At 36.7% G+C, this 17,923-nt stretch carries 19 protein-coding genes and 6 tRNA genes; 18 read left to right on the top strand and 7 right to left on the bottom strand.

Annotated features, from left to right (window positions below):
- Positions 1–3 precede the first annotated feature (3 nt).
- Positions 4–243, top strand: coding sequence for a toprim domain-containing protein (locus tag C7E02_RS10180; RefSeq protein WP_144125803.1), 240 nt, complete (start codon positions 4–6; stop codon positions 241–243).
- A 162-nt stretch (positions 244–405) separates the two neighbouring features.
- Here C7E02_RS10180 and C7E02_RS10175 read toward each other — a convergent pair whose 3' ends face one another.
- On the bottom strand, positions 406–1,050 hold the full coding sequence (locus tag C7E02_RS10175; RefSeq protein ID WP_105309485.1) for a pilus assembly FimT family protein: 645 nt from the start codon (positions 1,048–1,050) through the stop codon (positions 406–408).
- 621 nt (positions 1,051–1,671) lie between these two features.
- Between C7E02_RS10175 and C7E02_RS10170 the strand changes: the two genes are divergently transcribed.
- From C7E02_RS10170 to brnQ, 3 genes are all read left to right on the top strand, one after another.
- Positions 1,672–2,925: an ATP-binding protein gene (locus tag C7E02_RS10170; RefSeq protein ID WP_105309484.1), complete on the top strand. Its 1,254-nt coding sequence runs from the start codon at positions 1,672–1,674 to the stop codon at positions 2,923–2,925.
- A gap of 58 nt (positions 2,926–2,983) precedes the next feature.
- Positions 2,984–3,466, top strand: a complete 483-nt coding sequence (locus C7E02_RS10165) for a low molecular weight protein-tyrosine-phosphatase (RefSeq protein WP_105309483.1) — start codon at positions 2,984–2,986, stop codon at positions 3,464–3,466.
- Positions 3,467–3,707: 241 nt separating this feature from the next.
- Complete coding sequence (gene brnQ, locus C7E02_RS10160; protein WP_005342417.1) at positions 3,708–4,820, top strand: branched-chain amino acid transport system II carrier protein; 1,113 nt, start codon at positions 3,708–3,710, stop codon at positions 4,818–4,820.
- Between the two features lie 365 nt (positions 4,821–5,185).
- On the opposite strand, the gene C7E02_RS10155 is transcribed toward brnQ, so the two are convergent.
- From C7E02_RS10155 to C7E02_RS10145, 3 genes are all read right to left on the bottom strand, one after another.
- Positions 5,186–6,670 (bottom strand): AAA family ATPase, encoded by a 1,485-nt coding sequence (locus tag C7E02_RS10155; RefSeq protein ID WP_022278692.1) that lies wholly within the window; start codon positions 6,668–6,670, stop codon positions 5,186–5,188.
- A gap of 78 nt (positions 6,671–6,748) precedes the next feature.
- On the bottom strand, positions 6,749–7,438 hold the full coding sequence (locus tag C7E02_RS10150; protein WP_005342414.1) for an LrgB family protein: 690 nt from the start codon (positions 7,436–7,438) through the stop codon (positions 6,749–6,751).
- A complete protein-coding gene (locus C7E02_RS10145; RefSeq protein WP_005342412.1) occupies positions 7,425–7,838 on the bottom strand; it encodes a CidA/LrgA family protein in 414 nt (137 codons plus the stop codon). The genes C7E02_RS10150 and C7E02_RS10145 overlap by 14 nt, the downstream gene beginning before the upstream one ends.
- A 394-nt stretch (positions 7,839–8,232) precedes the next feature.
- On the opposite strand from C7E02_RS10145, the gene C7E02_RS10140 reads away from it, so the two are divergent.
- The 6 genes from C7E02_RS10140 to C7E02_RS10115 all read left to right on the top strand — a co-directional run bounded on the left by C7E02_RS10140 (position 8,233) and on the right by C7E02_RS10115 (position 8,884).
- Positions 8,233–8,304: transfer RNA gene (locus C7E02_RS10140), tRNA-Glu, on the top strand.
- 10 nt (positions 8,305–8,314) lie between these two features.
- A tRNA-Thr gene (locus C7E02_RS10135) sits at positions 8,315–8,387 on the top strand.
- Between the two features lie 28 nt (positions 8,388–8,415).
- Positions 8,416–8,489, top strand: a tRNA-Ile gene (locus C7E02_RS10130).
- 7 nt (positions 8,490–8,496) lie between these two features.
- Positions 8,497–8,570: transfer RNA gene (locus C7E02_RS10125), tRNA-Asp, on the top strand.
- A gap of 42 nt (positions 8,571–8,612) precedes the next feature.
- Positions 8,613–8,685: transfer RNA gene (locus tag C7E02_RS10120), tRNA-Val, on the top strand.
- A gap of 112 nt (positions 8,686–8,797) precedes the next feature.
- A tRNA-Leu gene (locus C7E02_RS10115) sits at positions 8,798–8,884 on the top strand.
- Between the two features lie 83 nt (positions 8,885–8,967).
- Here C7E02_RS10115 and C7E02_RS10110 read toward each other — a convergent pair.
- The 3 genes from C7E02_RS10110 to C7E02_RS10100 all read right to left on the bottom strand — a co-directional run bounded on the left by C7E02_RS10110 (position 8,968) and on the right by C7E02_RS10100 (position 11,514).
- Complete coding sequence (locus C7E02_RS10110; RefSeq protein WP_105309482.1) at positions 8,968–10,224, bottom strand: tyrosine-type recombinase/integrase; 1,257 nt, start codon at positions 10,222–10,224, stop codon at positions 8,968–8,970.
- Positions 10,217–11,050: a rolling circle replication-associated protein gene (locus C7E02_RS10105; protein WP_173794097.1), complete on the bottom strand. Its 834-nt coding sequence runs from the start codon at positions 11,048–11,050 to the stop codon at positions 10,217–10,219. Before C7E02_RS10105 ends, C7E02_RS10110 begins: the two co-directional genes overlap by 8 nt.
- 143 nt (positions 11,051–11,193) lie before the next feature.
- Positions 11,194–11,514: a hypothetical protein gene (locus C7E02_RS10100; protein WP_105309481.1), complete on the bottom strand. Its 321-nt coding sequence runs from the start codon at positions 11,512–11,514 to the stop codon at positions 11,194–11,196.
- Positions 11,515–11,676: 162 nt separating this feature from the next.
- Between C7E02_RS10100 and C7E02_RS10095 the strand changes: the two genes are divergently transcribed.
- From C7E02_RS10095 to C7E02_RS10060, 8 genes are all read left to right on the top strand, one after another.
- Positions 11,677–12,093, top strand: a complete 417-nt coding sequence (locus C7E02_RS10095; RefSeq protein ID WP_105309480.1) for a helix-turn-helix domain-containing protein — start codon at positions 11,677–11,679, stop codon at positions 12,091–12,093.
- A 255-nt stretch (positions 12,094–12,348) separates the two neighbouring features.
- Positions 12,349–12,726, top strand: a complete 378-nt coding sequence (locus C7E02_RS10090; RefSeq protein ID WP_105309479.1) for a hypothetical protein — start codon at positions 12,349–12,351, stop codon at positions 12,724–12,726.
- Positions 12,727–12,840: 114 nt separating this feature from the next.
- Positions 12,841–13,683 (top strand): MerR family transcriptional regulator, encoded by an 843-nt coding sequence (locus C7E02_RS10085; RefSeq protein WP_105309478.1) that lies wholly within the window; start codon positions 12,841–12,843, stop codon positions 13,681–13,683.
- Between the two features lie 333 nt (positions 13,684–14,016).
- Positions 14,017–14,421, top strand: a complete 405-nt coding sequence (tnpA, locus tag C7E02_RS20470; RefSeq protein ID WP_105309477.1) for an IS200/IS605 family transposase — start codon at positions 14,017–14,019, stop codon at positions 14,419–14,421.
- A gap of 18 nt (positions 14,422–14,439) precedes the next feature.
- Positions 14,440–15,543 (top strand): IS200/IS605 family element RNA-guided endonuclease TnpB, encoded by a 1,104-nt coding sequence (gene tnpB, locus C7E02_RS10075; protein WP_105309476.1) that lies wholly within the window; start codon positions 14,440–14,442, stop codon positions 15,541–15,543.
- A gap of 139 nt (positions 15,544–15,682) precedes the next feature.
- Positions 15,683–15,901 (top strand): hypothetical protein, encoded by a 219-nt coding sequence (locus C7E02_RS10070; protein WP_005342630.1) that lies wholly within the window; start codon positions 15,683–15,685, stop codon positions 15,899–15,901.
- Positions 15,902–16,138: 237 nt separating this feature from the next.
- Positions 16,139–17,275 (top strand): alpha/beta hydrolase, encoded by a 1,137-nt coding sequence (locus C7E02_RS10065; protein ID WP_105309475.1) that lies wholly within the window; start codon positions 16,139–16,141, stop codon positions 17,273–17,275.
- 34 nt (positions 17,276–17,309) lie between these two features.
- A complete protein-coding gene (locus C7E02_RS10060) occupies positions 17,310–17,726 on the top strand; it encodes a hypothetical protein (RefSeq protein WP_105309474.1) in 417 nt (138 codons plus the stop codon).
- The last annotated feature ends 197 nt before the right edge of the window (positions 17,727–17,923 follow it).

The raw sequence follows: 17,923 nt of genomic DNA, 5'->3' as shown, positions 1-17,923 counted from the left end.
TTCTTGAATTCATTGAGCGGGGTAAGCGAAAGGGCGTTGATGCAGTATCTTGCAGATCATAAAAATATCCGAAAGATTTATCTCTGCCTTGATAATGATACTGCCGGAAACGCCGCCTGTGAGAATCTTGCAGAAAAAATCCCAAACGATAAGGTGGTAATGCGATTAAGACCAGTAAAGAAAGACTGGAATGAATGTCTGACAGCAGGAATTATCTGCTTTGGTTTTTTCAATAATTTCTAAGATTGAGGTTGCTTTGAGAGTGCGATTGGTGGAAGCATTGCTTATACACGGAGAACCACTTGTTTTGCAAGATTCATCGATTTTTATATGTAAAATAAAAGCTCTACATCTTTAAAACCGCGTGTGAGCGTTGTTTTATTAAAAGATGCAGAGCTTCTTCTTTTATTGAAATTCACCGATTCCAAGAAGAGCGCGAATACCGGCGCAAGACCATGCATAGGAAGCATTTGGATCGGTTGAGTTACCTTCATCAATTGCAGCAAGATAATAAATCGAACTATAGTAACTAGAATATGAGGAATCACTTACTGTGCCATAATCTGTTGTTTCACCGATTTTATATGCTTCATATTGTTTGGTATCGGAACTGTACAATCCCAAGTATCCTCTAGCAGTATAAATGATGCTATGGACCTTTCCGTTTCCATTGATGAGAGCTAAGAAATGACCGGATCCGTCCTGCAAACTTGGTACTTCGGATAATTTTACCGTTTCAATGTAGGAATCTTTCAGATTAACACCAGCAAGCCCATTACTGGCTGGGGCAGGATTTCCAGAAGAACTGGCAAGTGTTATCGCTCCACTAGAGGCTTTCCATTGCGTTGAACCTGCATATAATTCAGAGGTTACAGTTTGTACTGCTTCGTGCAGCATTCGAGTTTCTGCGATGACTTTATCTTTTTTCGCTTTTTCGATATAGCCTGTTAATGCCGGAATTAGTAGTGCGGCAAGAATTGCTAAAATTGTTAATACAACAATCAGTTCTATTAAAGTAAAACCACTTTTTTTACTTTTAGAATGTTTCATTTTGTAATGTCCCCCTATGAAATAAGAACTATATTTCTTTATTTAATAAGTATAAGGGATAGCTTGTCTGAAAACAAGAAGAATTATAATAATTGTAAGTATGAAGAGCATGCAATATGGGAAGATTTCGAGTGTTTCTAATGGAGGCACCAGATTTATTCTGCTATACTAATGTATAGAATGCGGCTGGAAATATTCGCTGCAATTTAGGAGGGGAATAAGTATGAGTTGAAGTATTTTGCAAAAAGTGTAGTTTTAAACAAAAAAATATAATACCCTGAAAAGCCGATAAAACAACGCAAAACTCGGCAATACAGGGCATTTCAGAACAGGAGAATTTTATGATTAGAGTACTTTTTATCTGTCACGGCAACGTTTAAAGTATGGCGAGAAAGACTTGATTTTGTAGGATTTTCTAGATAGAAACAGATAATTTACACCTTATTTATACCTTTGGAAGACCGAATCGGAATAATTAAAAAAGTTGTCATAATTCAGTTGGTCAAAAAATAATACTACACTCAAAATCAATTAAAAAATCAATCGTAAAAAAATACGATTGATTTTTTGCGCATTTTTGCATATAATGTAATCATTATGGTTGGAAAGGGAACGATTACTATGCGTGAAACAAGAATATTAGAATTCAAGGAAACGATTACGAATACTTTTTTGAAAACAGTTAGTGCCTTTTCGAATTACAATGGTGGAACAATTCTTTTTGGGGTTGATGATAATGGAAATGTGAAAGGATTGCCAGATGTAAAACAGGCCTGTCTGGATATCGAAAATAAAATCAATGACAGTATATCACCTCAACCAAACTATACACTTGAAATACAGAATAATGACCAGACGATAAAACTTACTGTAAAAAGTGGTCTTCAAAAACCGTATTTATATAAATCAAAAGCATACAAACGAAATGATACAGCAACGATAGAGGTAGATACATTGGAATTTTCAAGGCTTGTATTAGATGGAAAAAATATTAGCTTCGAAGAATTACCTTGTAAAGATCAGGAGCTATCTTTTAAAATTTTACAGTGTAAACTGAAAGAAAATATTTACATTGAAACTTTCAATCAAGATACTTTAAAGACATTGAACCTGTATGACAATATAAATGGTTATAATAATGCAGCGGGACTTTTGGCAGATAAAAATCATTTTTCAGGAATTGATATTGTTAAGTTCGGTGAGAATATCAGTATTATTCAAAAAAGAGTAATGTTTGAACATATATCGGTTTTAGAAATATATGAAAAAGCACTTGCTGTATTTAGAGATTATTACCAATATGAAGTAATACAGGGGGCTGACAGAAAGATGGTAGAGAAAATACCGGAAGCAGCTTTCAGAGAAGCAATTGCAAATGCTTTGATTCATAGGGTATGGGATATTAATTCACACATCAGAGTTTCTATGTTTGATGATAGAATAGAAGTAGTGTCTCCTGGTGGATTGCCGGCTGGAATAACGGCAGAAGAATATTTATCAGGTAAACTATCTATTTTAAGAAATAGAAATCTTGCAAATGTATTTTACAGACTGGGATTGGTAGAGAGATTTGGAACAGGAATTACACGAATCAAACAACTGTATGCAGAGAGTTTGATAAAACCAGAATTTGAAGTGTCAGAAAATGCTATAAAAATTGTACTACCGATATTTGAAATGAATGTCAATTTAACCGAAGACGAAAAAGTGATTTACAAATTTTTAAGTAAGACGATGCTGAAACCAATAAGTGAAATTGCACCATATGTCCCATTTGGCAAATCAAAAACAACACAATTACTGAAAGCTATGGAGAAAAAGGGTGTGATTGCAGTTGAAGGAAAAGGCAGAGGAACAAAATATATCATTAAGTGATTGAGAACATAGAGAGGCCAAATTACACAATCTTTCAATAACACAAGGAGAAAATCATATGATAAAAATTTTATTTATATGTCATGGAAATATTTGCCGATCAACGATGTCTGAATATGTTATGAAATATCTAACAGACCAGGCGGGGCTTGCCAGTGAATTCTATATTGATTCGGCTGCAACTAGTCGTGAGGAGATTGGTAATGGTGTTCATCATGGCACGAGACAGAAGTTAAAAGAAGTAGGAATTCCGTGTGGCAACCACAGGGCACGGCAGATGATGAGAAGAGACTATGAAGAGTTTGATTATATTATCGGTATGGATGCGTGGAATATCCGAAATATTATGAGAATCATCGGTTCAGATCCAGAGAAAAAAGTTTCTATGCTTTTAGACTTTACGGATCGTCCGGGAACAGAAATTGCTGATCCGTGGTATACGGGCAATTTTGATGCGACCTATGATGATGTACTGGAAGGTTGTACAGGATTGTTAGAGCATTTGAAGAATATCAGCTGGGAGATGACTCCACCTTTATAGGTGGTGAGAAACAAGCTGGTATCAGTGGTGGGAGTCAATCCCTCAGCTGATATAGCCTCCGGCAGGGCGCACATTGTCCGGTGGACAATGGTTTTGCGCCGACCGAAACGGAGTGTAGACTTGCAGAGGTGCGCAGTAGAAGTATGTCATGCAATTGCATGACGCGCACCTCGCAGCAAGAATGCCGAGGCATTCTTGAATTTATAACAAAAAATAACTTGAAGGAGTGTAAGAGTGATTTATGAAAAGTTTGTCTATGAGAAATAGATGTGTAATCGGATTTACGCTGTTTTCCATGTTTTTTGGAGCAGGCAATCTGATATTTCCGCCGTTTCTGGGTGCTGAAGCGGGCAGCAGTACGATACCGGCTATGGTTGGAATGTTACTGACGGCGGTGGTATTACCTGCTCTTGCGGTGATATCTGTGGCAAAGCATGATGGATTGAAGAATTTGGCGGGAAGCATACACCCGGCATTTGCGACAGTTTATGCGGTGCTGATCCATTTGTTAATCGGACCTTTTGTTGCAATTCCAAGGACAGCATCTACCAGTTTTGAGATGGCGGTCGTGCCATTTTTATCTGACGGAGTCAGTGCTGAGTCTTTATTGATTATGCGGTGTATATACTCGTTTACATTTTTTGTGATAGCAACGATAGTCGCGCTGAAGCCAACGAGACTTAAGGATTTACTGGGAAAAGTAATGACACCGATTCTGTTGATTTTGATTGCAGTTATTTTCGTGGGAGTTGTTGTAAAGTTCCCGACAGTTGTAAGACAGGCAGATGCGAGCTATAAAGGGCATGCGCTTCAGCATGGTTTTGTCACGGGATATCAGACAATGGATATTTTAGCAGCATTTAACTTTGGTGCAGTTATAGCTATGAACATTGAAGCATTTGGTGTGAAGAATCGGAAAGGTGTGGCTAAAGAGACGATTCTGGCGGGAATTGGAGCTGGAATCTTACTTTGTATTGTATATAGCGCAACAGCATATATTGGTGTATTGTGCAGTAGTAAGGTCGGAAATGTGGAAAATGGAACGCAGATTCTGACCTATGCAGTTCACGCATGTTTTGGTATCTATGGAAAAGTATTGATTGGTATTATATTTTTCATAGCATGTTTTAATGTATGTGTAGGTTTGCTATGTTGCTGTTCTGCATATTTCCACGAATTAGTTCCGAAGATTTCGTATTTTAAATGGTTACTTGTATTTGCTGTCTTCAGTTTTGTGATTTCCTGTGCGGGATTAAATGCGATTTTAAATGTATCATTGCCGATTCTGAAAGTGATGTGTCCTATAGCAATTGCATTGACTTTTTATGGTCTTGTCAGACGTAAAAGGCAGTAATAAATATTTATCTCAGTCGAGAAGACTCCCCCTCTTCAAGTGGTGAGTAATAGCAAATTTGTCTCAGTGGGAGTTAGGTCTCCGACTGAGATAAATGCTCCGCGAGGATGTGCAGTGATTCTGATAGGAATATGTCAGCTTTGCTGACCAGAATCACGAGCCAAGTCTCACGGATGTTCGACTTGAACCTAATTGAGAAGTTTTAAGTACGTTTGACTGAAATAGTGAAAAATCTGTAATATGGAGAATTTTAGAAATATATCAAAATCTCCTATATTACAGATTTTTTAGTTACATATGGATGTAGTTAAAGTGCTCTAAAAATTTATACCTCGCAGGATCGAGAAAATGTGCAGAAGATTATTTTAGTCAAATAATTCTTTCAACATAGCAGCATCAAATGTAACAGAGGATACATGATTTACCTCGATTTGATATAGTGCATTTGCTGCGATATGCTCGGCAGCCTGCTCCAGATCACGGATTCCAGTCGTATCTGAGAATTTTTCAATAACAGCGTCCAGAGCTTCTGGTGACACGATACATTCGCTTTCTTTTAAACTCATACGTTTTAAAATCTTTGGCAGTGCAAATTTGGAGAAAATAACTTTCTTCTCTTCTGGTGTGTAATCCGGAATATCAATAACAGCAAAACGTGACATTAACGGTGCACTGATCTGGGATTTATCATTGGCTGTTGCGATTGGATAAACACCGGAAGTTGGAATCATACACTCAATGTAGTTGTCTGTAAATCCAAGATTATCTAATAGTGTCAACAATACATCGGCTGGATTTCCATTTCCTTTACCGGAAGCAGCTTTATCAAGCTCGTTGATAATGAAAACCAGGTTAGATTCTCCTGCCATTGCAAATGCATCCATAATAATACCGGTCTTGGCATTTGCGTATATACGGGAACTTCCGGTCAACTGTTCCGGGTCATTGATGGAGCTCATATCCAAAGTTGTCCAAGGCAGTTTAAGGATTCTTGCAACAGCGTAGGCAATTTGGGATTTTCCTGTTCCTGCAGGTCCTACCAGGAGAAGTCCGTAAGCCGGAAGGGTATGTGTACGGTTAATCTGGATGATTGTCTCTATAATACGTTGCTTTACGCGTTCCATACCGTAGAGTTCTTCGTCTAAGATACGTCTTGCTTCATCAGGATCAATTGATTCAAAATAATCTGTCTTCCACTGGATATTCATCATAATAGAAAGCGCACGCTGTGCGTGGCGTCGTTCTTCCGGGGATACTTCGTGGGATTTTGCAACTGCCAGATTACGTCTTGCCCAGAGACGGATGTTATCAGGAAGAGTTCTTCCGGCACAAGTAATGAAGTCGGTAATACTCTGAATACTTGTAAGTTTCATATCATCACCAAGTTCAGAGTCTTCCTCTTTCAGTGTCTCGTCAAGCGGAGCGCTGCTGGAAAAGAGCCGTTCCATCATAAACTGAAGGAAACCGTCTTCAGCAGATAATTTTGTGGCACCGCCATAGGCAATTTCACGAATTTTGTAGACTGCATAACCGTCTGGGAGGTTCTTACCGGACAGACGAACGTTGATATGATTTTCGCCGAGCCATTTGATCAGGCTTACAAAGCGGGAATCAATCTGAAGAATATTGGCACTGACAATACCATCTTCTTCTTCAAATTCAAATGCTGTGTGCTTTGCAGGGTTTGTGAATACACCGCAGGAATGATGAGCCCACTGGCGGGGAGCATTGTCCAGAAGAAGAATCGGATCTTCCGGAGTAGCAACATTTTTATCAGAGTGAAATGTAGTGTAAGTAACTTCGGTTGTTGTCGTTGTTGATTCAGGATTACTAAAATCAAATACTGGCATGAGAGAGTCTCCTTTGTAATTTATTTTTCTAAGATACTATGGATAGATTCATGCGATACATTTCGTAATTCTGATATCTTACATGAATTGTGCAAATACGGACGCACCAATGACAGTGATAAGTCCGGATACTACGATGGACAAGCTGCTCATTGCGCCTTCAATATCCCCAAGCTCCATAGCTTTGGAAGTTCCGATTGCGTGGGAAGCAGTGCCGATGGCAATACCCTTGGCAATAGGTTCTTCGATTTTGAAAAGCTTACATAAGCTTTCTGCACACATATTTCCCAGTACACCTGTTAATACGATGATAGCAACGGTGATGGAAACGTATCCTCCAAGTTCTTCTGATACATCCATTCCAATCGCAGTTGTAATAGATTTTGGAAGAAATGATACATATTCCTGATGCGTAAATCCAAATAGGACTGCCATGGCAAGAATACTTCCAAGGCTTGCAAGTACACCACTGAAAATACCGACCGCAATTGCTTTCCAGTTGGATTTCAATAATTCGAACTGTTCATAAAGCGGAATAGCAAGGCAGATTGTAGCTGGTGTAAGCAGATAAGAAATGTATTTCGCTCCTTCATTATATACCTTATAATCAATTCCGGAAACTGCTAAAACAGCAATTACTATAATTACTGCGATAAGGAGCGGATTGAAAATGGCAAGTTTGAATTTCTGTTTTAATAATGCGCCAATACCGTAGGCGAGAAGGCTTAACAGTACCCCGAAAAAGACAGAGTTGTTAAAAAATTCCATAGCCACATTCCCCTTCCTTGGCAGACAAAGCTTTTTTTAACGCTGCTTTTTTTGAAGCGGAATAACGAATCATATATTGAGTAGTCATGCCAGAGACAGCCATAACAAATATAGTAGAGAAAATAGTAACAACAAGGTACAGAATCCATACTGACCGAATAATATCCCATGCTTCTAAAAGTCCTACAGCAGCTGGAATAAACATTAGTGGCATGATTTCAATCAGAAATCGACCTGTTTCTTCAATCTCTGAAAGAGGGAAGAAACCCAATTTTAAACAGGTGAACATCAATATAATTCCATAGATGCTTGCAGGAACTGGAAGCGGAAGTACATGGTTCAACAATTCTCCGATGAAAGAAAAGACAAGAATAATCCCGAATTGTTTCAAAAATTTCATTTGTAAAATCTCCTTATTTCTTATTAATATGTAGTTGAAAAGTAATGCTTGTCTATCGTAGCACACACGAAAGATGGTATCAAGGGAAAAACTTTGCAAAATACAATGATACATTTTATCGTAGTTTGTGTAAATTTCCTAAAATAAAAAGGAGATGATTTAACAACAAATCAACGAACAAAATTATGACTATCTTGATAGGAAGGTAAAATTTTTGGGGGAAAGTTATAATCCTGAAAACACTGTATTTACGGGGCTTTTCGGGGATTATAAAAAGTTTTTGCAAAAAAAATAAAAAAAATTAAAAAAAGGGTTGCCAAAACACTTGCGCTATGATATTATAACATTCGTCGCGAGTGATACACACGAAAAACACACAAGCGATAAAGAATATGGCTCCATGGTCAAGCGGTTAAGACATCGCCCTTTCACGGCGGTAACACGGGTTCGATTCCCGTTGGAGTCATTTTTATTATGCCGATGTGGCTCAATTGGCAGAGCAGCTGATTTGTAATCAGCAGGTTATCGGTTCGAGTCCGATCATCGGCTTAGTTCCTAAACGGGACTTAATGATTTTGGACCTTTAGCTCAGCTGGTTAGAGCAATCGGCTCATAACCGATCGGTCCTGGGTTCGAGTCCCCGAAGGTCCATTTATCTGGCCCAGTGGCTCAGTTGGTTAGAGCGCCGCCCTGTCACGGCGGAGGTCGAGAGTTCGAGTCTCTTCTGGGTCGTTGATATCATTTGTATGATATCACGTTTATTTTTTTGAATATGGGATCATAGCTCAGCTGGGAGAGCATCTGCCTTACAAGCAGAGGGTCATAGGTTCGAGCCCTATTGGTCCCATTTCGTGATAGTAAGTTATCACGATTTGCAAGTAGTGTAATCACGAAATGTGACGCGATGCTTCGCATCGATGCACACAACTCCTTCGGAGTTGGCGCGATTCATCTTGTACGCCGCAGTGGCGGAACTGGCAGACGCACAGGACTTAAAATCCTGCGGGACTTATACTCCCGTACCGGTTCGATTCCGGTCTGCGGCATTAGTTAAAAATGGGAGAAACGTTGAATTTACAGCGTTTCTCTTATTTTTTTGTTTTAAAATGTTTGAACACCTTTGAACACTTTATGATGAAATACCAAGATTCTGAAAAGCAAGCCTGTCATTCTTCCTCTTATTGACATTCCGCAAGTAATGCAATGTTGTAGCTGTCTCACTATGTCCCATTAAATAACTAAGGGTTGTAAGATTATTTCCGTCAAAAGCTGTTGAAGCATTGTAAAAGCGGATTTTATGACTGGAATGATAAGGAACACCGGCTTCTTTGCAATATTTCTTCAAACGGCGATTAAAGCTGTCTGTTGTCATAATCTCGCCGTTGGGTTCAAAGACATATATTCCATTTGGATTTAATTCCTTTGCTTTGTGAAGAATTTTAAGTGCTTCGTCTGTAAGGAACTGTTTACGGAATCCATGAGAAGTATTTCCTTTCATTTGATTTACTACTTTTACTTTTCGGCTTGAGAATGTTAAATCATCATTCAATGTACGTTCACAGGTCGCCTGTCTGTGAAGATATACAAGCCTGTTATTGTAGTCAATATCTTCCCAACGGATAGCTTTTGTTTCTCCAACACGGATAAACAGATAGAAAGATAACTGTATTGCAAGAGAATATGGCTCTATGATACACCGAAGATAATTTAATAACTTATGCGTATCATCACGGGAAAATACATTGTCACTTTGTAATTCTACTGGCTTATAGGTAAACTGTTTGAAATTCACATCAGAGACAGGATTATGTGATATAATTTCTTCTTCAATCGCATAACTCATGATTCCATTCAAAACAGAACGGGCATTACTGACTCGCTTGTGCGTGAACTGTCGGTCTTTTGTAGCTTCTCTGAAAAAGCGGATAAGCGTGATTGGTTTGATTTCGCCTATCTTCATTTTAACAAGTTCTGTATCTTTGAAAAATCTATTCCATTCAGATACATATTCTTGAATTGTTTTTGCTTTTACGGAAGTATAATCTCTTTTATACAAAAGCCATTCAGCATATAATTCTTCCAGTGTGACATTCTGACGGTTTTCAGCTTTCTGCTTTTCGATATAAAATCTGATGATTTCTTTTTCAAGGTTCTCTTTACTCTTCCTCTTAACAGGACGACGCTTGTTAGGTTTGGTTTCATCGGGTAAATAAGTACGCCAGCTTTTTTCTGATTCCGAGTAATAAATTTCATATTTGTGATTCTTCAAGATTTTTTTATTTGCCATAATTTTAAAATCTTTGAAGACTTCATCTGTGGTCATGTTAGCACAGGTGGCTAACGTATTCAATAATGTTATATCTGAAAACGTAACGGGATTATCCATAAGATTCCCCCTTTACGCAAGGATTTTCTTTTTTAATTTTGATGTAGATAACACTGCTGTCCTTTAAGCATGAACCAGTAGATAAGAAAGCGTTGGTATCGTAAATTTGCCTTGTGTATTCTTTCTGAAAGACGATATTTTCTTTTTGTAAGTCATGTAAAATGTCTTCGGTCAGCATGACTTTTGTTTCGTGTGGAACTTTCAGATTTTGAGATTTAAAAAAGGCTTTTTTCTTATGTTCTTTCAAATCAAGGTCTTTTCCAAAATATTTGCTAAGATAACGACCTCTGTTTTCTTTGCTGTCTACATCAATGCGATTGATTTTAATAAATCCATGTGACCATAAATTCTGTAATTTTTCTTTTGCTATATACGGAAAATCAAAGAAAATAACATGATAATGGATTGCTCCACGCTTCTGTTTCTCCCACGTTGCAAGGTATTTTAATAACTGGGTTTTGGTATGGTACAAATAATAATTTAATCGCTGGATAAAATACTTAAATTCTCGGTTAGTTATCAGGATTTCCTGAATGTTTTCTTTAAATGTCAGCGTTACAAATTTTGTTTTGTTATCAAAGTTGCAGTCAACAATACGGGCAATATCCCAACGAGCCTGTTCGTAATGCTTCTGCTTGCGTTTTAAACTGTCATATTGCTTATGAGCTGACATTTCATCAAATTTTTTTCGGTTACTTGTGTCTGTTAAATCTGCCTTTTCTTTCGAGTGAATAAAAATAGGGTTTTCGTAAATATATACTTCTTTTGTAGTAGGAGTTTCAATGATTTTCGTATTGTATGCAAAACACTCTTTTGTTTTGCTCACGAATCTCACCTCATATCCCAATTTTTGTAATGAATGTTCCGATTATTTTCGGAAGATGTTGTTTTATATATCAAGTATAGAGGTCAGCCAGTTCAGCACCTATGACGTTGTCCGGCACTGACTGGCTGACATAATGGGAAAAATTATTTCATTCCCACTTTTCTGATTTTGGAAGCTTCTGCTTTGACAGAAAGACGTCCATTATAGAGACTAGCCCAAGTATGTAATCCATCAAATGAGACTGGAATCTGCCCTTTTTGTTCAAGTTCTTCGTTGGTAACAATCGCTGTGTTAGCTTTAATGCCTACTTTGACTTTTTCAAACTTTAATTTTGGAAGAAGAACTGTATAGTAGAATCCTAATTTTTCTTTTGTAGAAAAGTCTACCCAGTCAGAAACTTCTACTAACTGAAATTCCTCGTGCAGTTTGTCTGGATTTAAAATAAAGTCATTTCCTCTAATCATCGTTTCACCTCCTTATAAATATCTGATTATCAGATATTAAGATAATCTTATGATAAAACAAGCATTGCAGAATGTCAATAGAAAATATCTGAATATCCGATAAAAAGATTGACGGACGGAAAATCTTGAAATATAATGTGTTTATGAAGGAGGTGCTTGAACGTGAACAAAATAAAAGAATTGAGAAAAGAAAGCAATATCACGGTTGCGGAACTGGCAAAAGAACTGGGTATTTCGCAGAGTATGCTGACAAACTATGAGAACGGCAATGGAACACCGAGAGATGAATCTATATGGGAAAAGCTGTCGCAGATATTTGGAGTAAGTAAAAGCCATGTCATGGGACTGACTACGGATATTGAAACTACACAGAAAACCAATCGGCTGAAAGTAGTGGTTGATATGTCCCAGCCAGTATCCGTACATCCAAAGAACCAGACAGAACTTGATATACTGGTGAAAATGGATTTACTGGACGATGATGACACGGAGATACTGCTGTGTTTTATCAATGAACTTCTTGCGAAAGACAAATATGAGGGAAGAAGAGAATCGGCGATAGAATATCTGGCAGAATAGGGAATGTGTAGAGAACCGTCCACTTGCCCAGCCGACCCTCCGCCCTGTTAGGAACCGTCGCTCTGGGCATCCTGCGGAACGTTAGTCTTTGAAAGATACGGACAGCGAATGAATAATGGTGGTAAGTCGAAAAGGATAGCAGACAGCACAGGTGGTGTGTTGTTATGTTATTCTTTTTTATTGAATTGCTTAGAAAATGGAACTATAATGTGGGGGGAGAATTAGACAATCTTGAAGTTATAAAGGAGAAACACTATGGGATTATTTGGTAAAAACAAAAAAGAGCGAGAAAAAGAGTATATGAACAGATTAGATGTTCCATTATGTTTAAAAGAAGACTTTGAATTGATTATTGATGATGTATTTACAATTATGGGGGTTGGAACAGTTGCCACAGGAAACATATCAACAGGAATGTGTAGAGAAGGAGAAAATGCGTGTGTTTATAAAACAAATGGAGGTGTATTAGAGACTATAATTACTACCATCGATATACATACAAAAGAACGAAAATCAAATGGTTGTGGATATAAAACAGAACATGTTGGACTTGGGTTAAGAGGAGTTTCTAAGGAACAATTAGAAAAAGGAGATAGAGTGATTGTAAAGAATGCCAATATGTATGGAATGTAATTACAAATTCCAGCTTGTCGAGATGAAAAATCAATTTATTGAACTGAAAACTATTGACTCTCACGGAACGTCATAGATTAAAGTTATCTTATCAGGAACAGGAGGTCAGCAGTTATGAGGACAGTAAAAGAAATATCAGATTTAACAGGTATCAGCGTTCGCACGCTTCACTATTATGATGAAATTGGATTGTTAAAGCCAACAGAAAAAAGTGATGCGGGATACCGGCTTTATGACGATAAGGCATTGGAAACATTACAGCAGATTTTGTTTTTCCGTGAGTTTGATATTCCATTGAAAGAAATCAAAGCTGTTATGGATAACCCGGTTCTTGAAAGAAACCAGCTTTTGCAAATGCAGAGAAAAATGTTGGTAGCAAAAAAAGAACGTATGGAACGTCTGATTACCAGCATTGATGATATTCTGAAAGGAGAGAATAAAATGGATTTTGCAATTTTCAGTAAAACAGAAGTGAAAGAAATGTTTCAAACTATGCTTGAACATATGCCCGACAATATGAAAGAACTTGCTGTCAAAGAGTTTGGAAGTGTTGAAGAATGGAAAAAGCATTATATTGAGGCAGTCTCATCAGAAGAAATGCAAAAAGGCTATGCCAAAGTTGTTGAGTGGTATGGAGGAAAAGAAAAATATTTATCTGTAGTCAACAATCCTATTAGCAAAGACGTAGCTGACAGTTACAACAAACGAATAGAAGCAGTTTTGCAAGAACTAATTGCAAAAAGAAATTGTGATGTAAATTCTTCGGAAGTTCAAGAAGTTGTTGAAGAATATGGCTTACTTATGAAGCAGTTTTCACAAATAAAAGAAGAACAAGGTTTTATGATGGCACAGGCACAGTATTATCGCAACGAAAGAATTAAGTCTATGACTGATGAGAAATATGGTGAAGGTACTGCTGATTTCTTAGCACAAGCTATTGAAGCATTTTACAAGTAAAAATACGGTTTGTGAATGAGAAACATTTGAACACCGCAGACTTGATGAAGTCTCCAAAGTCCCTTTCTATCAGTATTTTTGATTACTTAAAACGGTTCGATTCCGGTCTGCGGCATTTATTTGAAAAGTCTTAAACTTTATTTGCAAAGTTTAAGACTTTTTTCTTGTCTTTTGCAAATTATTTTTCACTATGTTATTATAAGATTGTTTAAGAGTGAAAGATTGGAGGAGAGATGATAATGACTTTATTTGAAATAAGGCTACCGCAATCCCACTGGCTTTAGACGGTGGGTTAAGGTAGCAAAAAATCAGAAATTATTGTATATTCATGGCATGGGAACATGGAAATCTAAAAACAGACACAAATACCTATTACAATATCACATTATTTTCGTCTGCAAATATAGGAAGAAATTACTGGTTTCGAGACAGATATCAGATGATATAAAGCAGTATTCATATGAGATATGTCAAAGAAACAGTGTTATTATCAGATATATGGAAACGGATAAAGACCATATTCATTACATGATAGAGACAGGACCAACAATGTCTATTAGTAAGATTGTAAACCTGATGAAGAGCTATACAACATACCATATATGGAAAAGATATCCCCAATATTTACGAAAACAATTCTGGAAAGAACATACCTTTTGGACAGATGGATATTTTGCCTGTAGTGTAGGAAATGTATCGGAAGAAATGCTGAAGAGATATATAGAAATTCAAGGTTGAGAAAGAAGATGACAGTGGATGTTAAAGGCATATAAATATAGAATATATCCTAATAATGAGCAGAAAATACAAATTGCAAAAACATTTGGCTGTTGCCGTTTTGTATATAATCAGACACTGGCATGCCGGAAAGAAGTATATGAGAAAGAGAAAAAGTCAGTTAGTAAAACTGACTGTAACAATTACTGCAACAGACAATTAAAGAAAGAATATGAATGGCTGAAAGAAGTGGATAAATTTGCTCTGACAAATGCGATTTACAACATGGATGCTGCATATCAGAAATTTTTTAAGGAACATGCAGGTTATCCGAAGTTTAAGAGTAAACACGATAATCATAAGTCATATACAACAAATTTTACGAATGGCAATATAGCCGTAGATTTCGAGGAAAATAGAGTAAAACTGCCTAAATTAAAAAATGTAAAAGCAAAACTGCATAGAAATTTTAGCGGGCAGATAAAATCGGCAACGATATCACAAATTCCGAGTGGAAAATATTATGTATCAATTTTAGTGGAAACAGAACATGTGGAACTGCCACATGTAAATCAAAATACAGGAATAGATTTAGGTATTAAGGAGTTATGTATTACTTCAGCTGGAAAGAAATACGAAAATCCAAAAATCATCAGAAAATACGAAAAGAAACTGATAAAACTGCAAAGGCAGTTAGCCCATAAAGAGAAAAGAAGTCAAAATTACTACAAAACAAAGAAAAAGATAGCATTATGCCATGAAAAAATAACAAATACCAGAAAAGATTATCTGCACAAGATGTCCCTTGAGATTATCAGCGAAAACCAAGTGATAGTTTCAGAAGATTTGCAGATAAAAAACATGGTAAAAAATCATCATTTGGCAAAGTCTATAAGTGATGTATCATGGTATGAGCTTACAAGACAGTTAGAATATAAGGCAAAGTGGAATGGCAGAAAATATATCAAGATAAATACATTTTATGCTAGTAGTCAGCTGTGTTCAGTCTGTGGATACCAAAATACAGAGACGAAAAATCTATCAGTAAGGGAATGGATATGTCCTGTCTGTGGAACAAACCATGACAGAGATATCAATGCGGCAAAGAATATACTGGAAGAAGGATTAAGACAAATAGCATAAAAGGAATAACAATATAGGACAGGGACTGTCCGAATTAACGCCTGTGGAGATAGTAGGTTACGAGGTCTGCGAAGCAGGAAGCCCATTGGCTTTAGACAATGGGTAGTTCACACAGGCAGAAGGAATTGTTTCAAATTATGTGACACAGAAAAACGAAAACTTACTTTCTTTTTTAGATGGAGAGACTATGATTTCATTTGTTCCCTTTCCAAATAATATTCGAAGAAGTGTGGTTCATGAAGAATTAAAAAATGTTTTTGAAGAGATAAAAAAGGTCATTTCAGGAAGAACTTGGAGTGCGGTAGTAGGCTCTTTGGTGAAAAATCTGGATGATTTACCAGATTTCGATTACAATTAGCAATTATTGCATATCAGCATTTACAACAAAGTGAATGCAAAGTTTAGAAAATAAATGACAGAAAATATAGAATATTAAAGAAGAAGAATTAATTGCCAGAAAATACAAAAATCTTCTTCTTTTTTTGTTTTAAAAAACAATGATTTCATATTTTTATAAAACTATAATATACATACAGTAAGACAAGGAATCAGAGACCTTGAAAAAAGATAATATGTTATGTAAGGAGGAAATGGCATGTCACAGAGAAATTTTGAAAAATTGAATGACAAAGGATCTCAACTTATTGCGGAAAGTAACAGGATTACCGACATTACAGATTCGAAATGGGGACACCCGGATGGAGCAGATTTCTGGTACATAGATCCGGCTTTAAATGTTGAGACGGCAACTTTGTACAACCCAGAAGTTTCGGATGAAGAAAAACTTAAGTTGGGAAAAAAGAGACAGCAGGCATATTATGATCAGTGGTGGAGTACAGAACATACCTGCGATATCGAAAAACACGAAGTGCCAGGGTGTGAAGAAGAGCCTGACACACCAGTGGAAGTGTGGGTAGTGAAACCTAAAAATATAAAACCACGTAAGAATCGTGTGCTTTACTATGTGGTTGGAGGAGCACTCGTTTCACTGAATCCTAATGCATATCCGATTGAGCGACTTTGTGAGGAACATAAATGCATTGGTATTGTTCCGATTTATCGACTTTCATGGGAGGCAAAGTATCCGGCTGCAATCAATGACCTACATGCAGCATATAAATGGATGGATGACAATGCGGATATGCTTGGTATTCATCCAAACAAAGTTGTATTGAGTGGATCAAGTACAGGCGGACACCTTGCATTGGCATTAGCATTCCGTTTGAAGAGATATGGATATAGTCCAAGAGGAATTGTAACGGTTAGTGCACAGACAGACGATAGAGAGAAAGATGGATCTTCTTTCTATAGTGGTGTATGGGATTCTGTTGAACAGCATGATGGATTATATCAATGGTTAGGTAGAAACTTTGATTCTAACAGGGTAGGACCAGAGGCACTTGCTAATCATGCAACAGTAGAGGATTGTATTGGATTCCCGCCAACATTTATGTATCAAAGTGAAATGGATCCGGATATTTTTGGAAATATTGAATTTTACACGAAGCTTTTGAAATCACATTCATTTGCTGAATATCATGTGTTTGGAGGAGCTCATCATAACAATGGAGTATGGTCAGTCATTAAGAATTGTGGTGAACCAAATGATTACTCTATTCGTATTGCACAAATGTTTGATAGCAATATAGAAGATTGTTTTAAATATGATTTAAGAAGACCATGGGTTGTGGAAGATTATAAAGCTGCGTTTAAAGAAAAATTTGGTGAGTAATGGCATTTCATAAAAAATGAAAAGAGGTACAGGTATGAATGTAGATTTTTATGAATATGATGAGTTGGGTTATGCAGTAGATCCGGAAAGTGATACAAAAGAAATTACCGTAATTTTGGTTGGAAAACAAACGGTAAAAGCAAATCCAAGACCAGCAGTAATTTATGTAACGGGTGGAGCAATTAACGAATCTTATGAAAAACTTGAAGAATTAAAGAAATATTGTGCAGATAATAAAGTCGTATTTCTGTGCCCAAAGGCAACGGATGTGGAAGAATTGGCAAAAACATATCAGTATGCTGTTGGTAATTTTAAAAAATTGAATATTGTTCCAGAAGAAATTTCAGTAAAATCAGACGATGATCATACAAAGCAGGCAGAAGAGTTAGTTGATTATGTATTGGATGAGTATGATGCGGAGTTGGATACAGTCGAAAAATTTTCATTATAGGTAAATATTGTAACTTAATAATATAAATATTTGTAACACATGTTTTTTCTCTTTCAAGATTAATTAAAAAGCCCTAATGCTGCAACATTAGGGCTTTTTGTGCAGTATAGAGAAGTGTACAAATTCTGAACATTCTGAATTTATGAAGAGTGAAAGATATAGAATGAAGTGGTAACATTAAATTAGAAAGAAAAGTT

Source organism: Dorea sp. Marseille-P4042, from assembly GCF_900290215.1.
GTDB classification, from domain to species: Bacteria; Bacillota; Clostridia; order Lachnospirales; family Lachnospiraceae; genus Dorea; species Dorea formicigenerans.
This window is presented reverse-complemented; position numbering and strand designations above follow the sequence as displayed.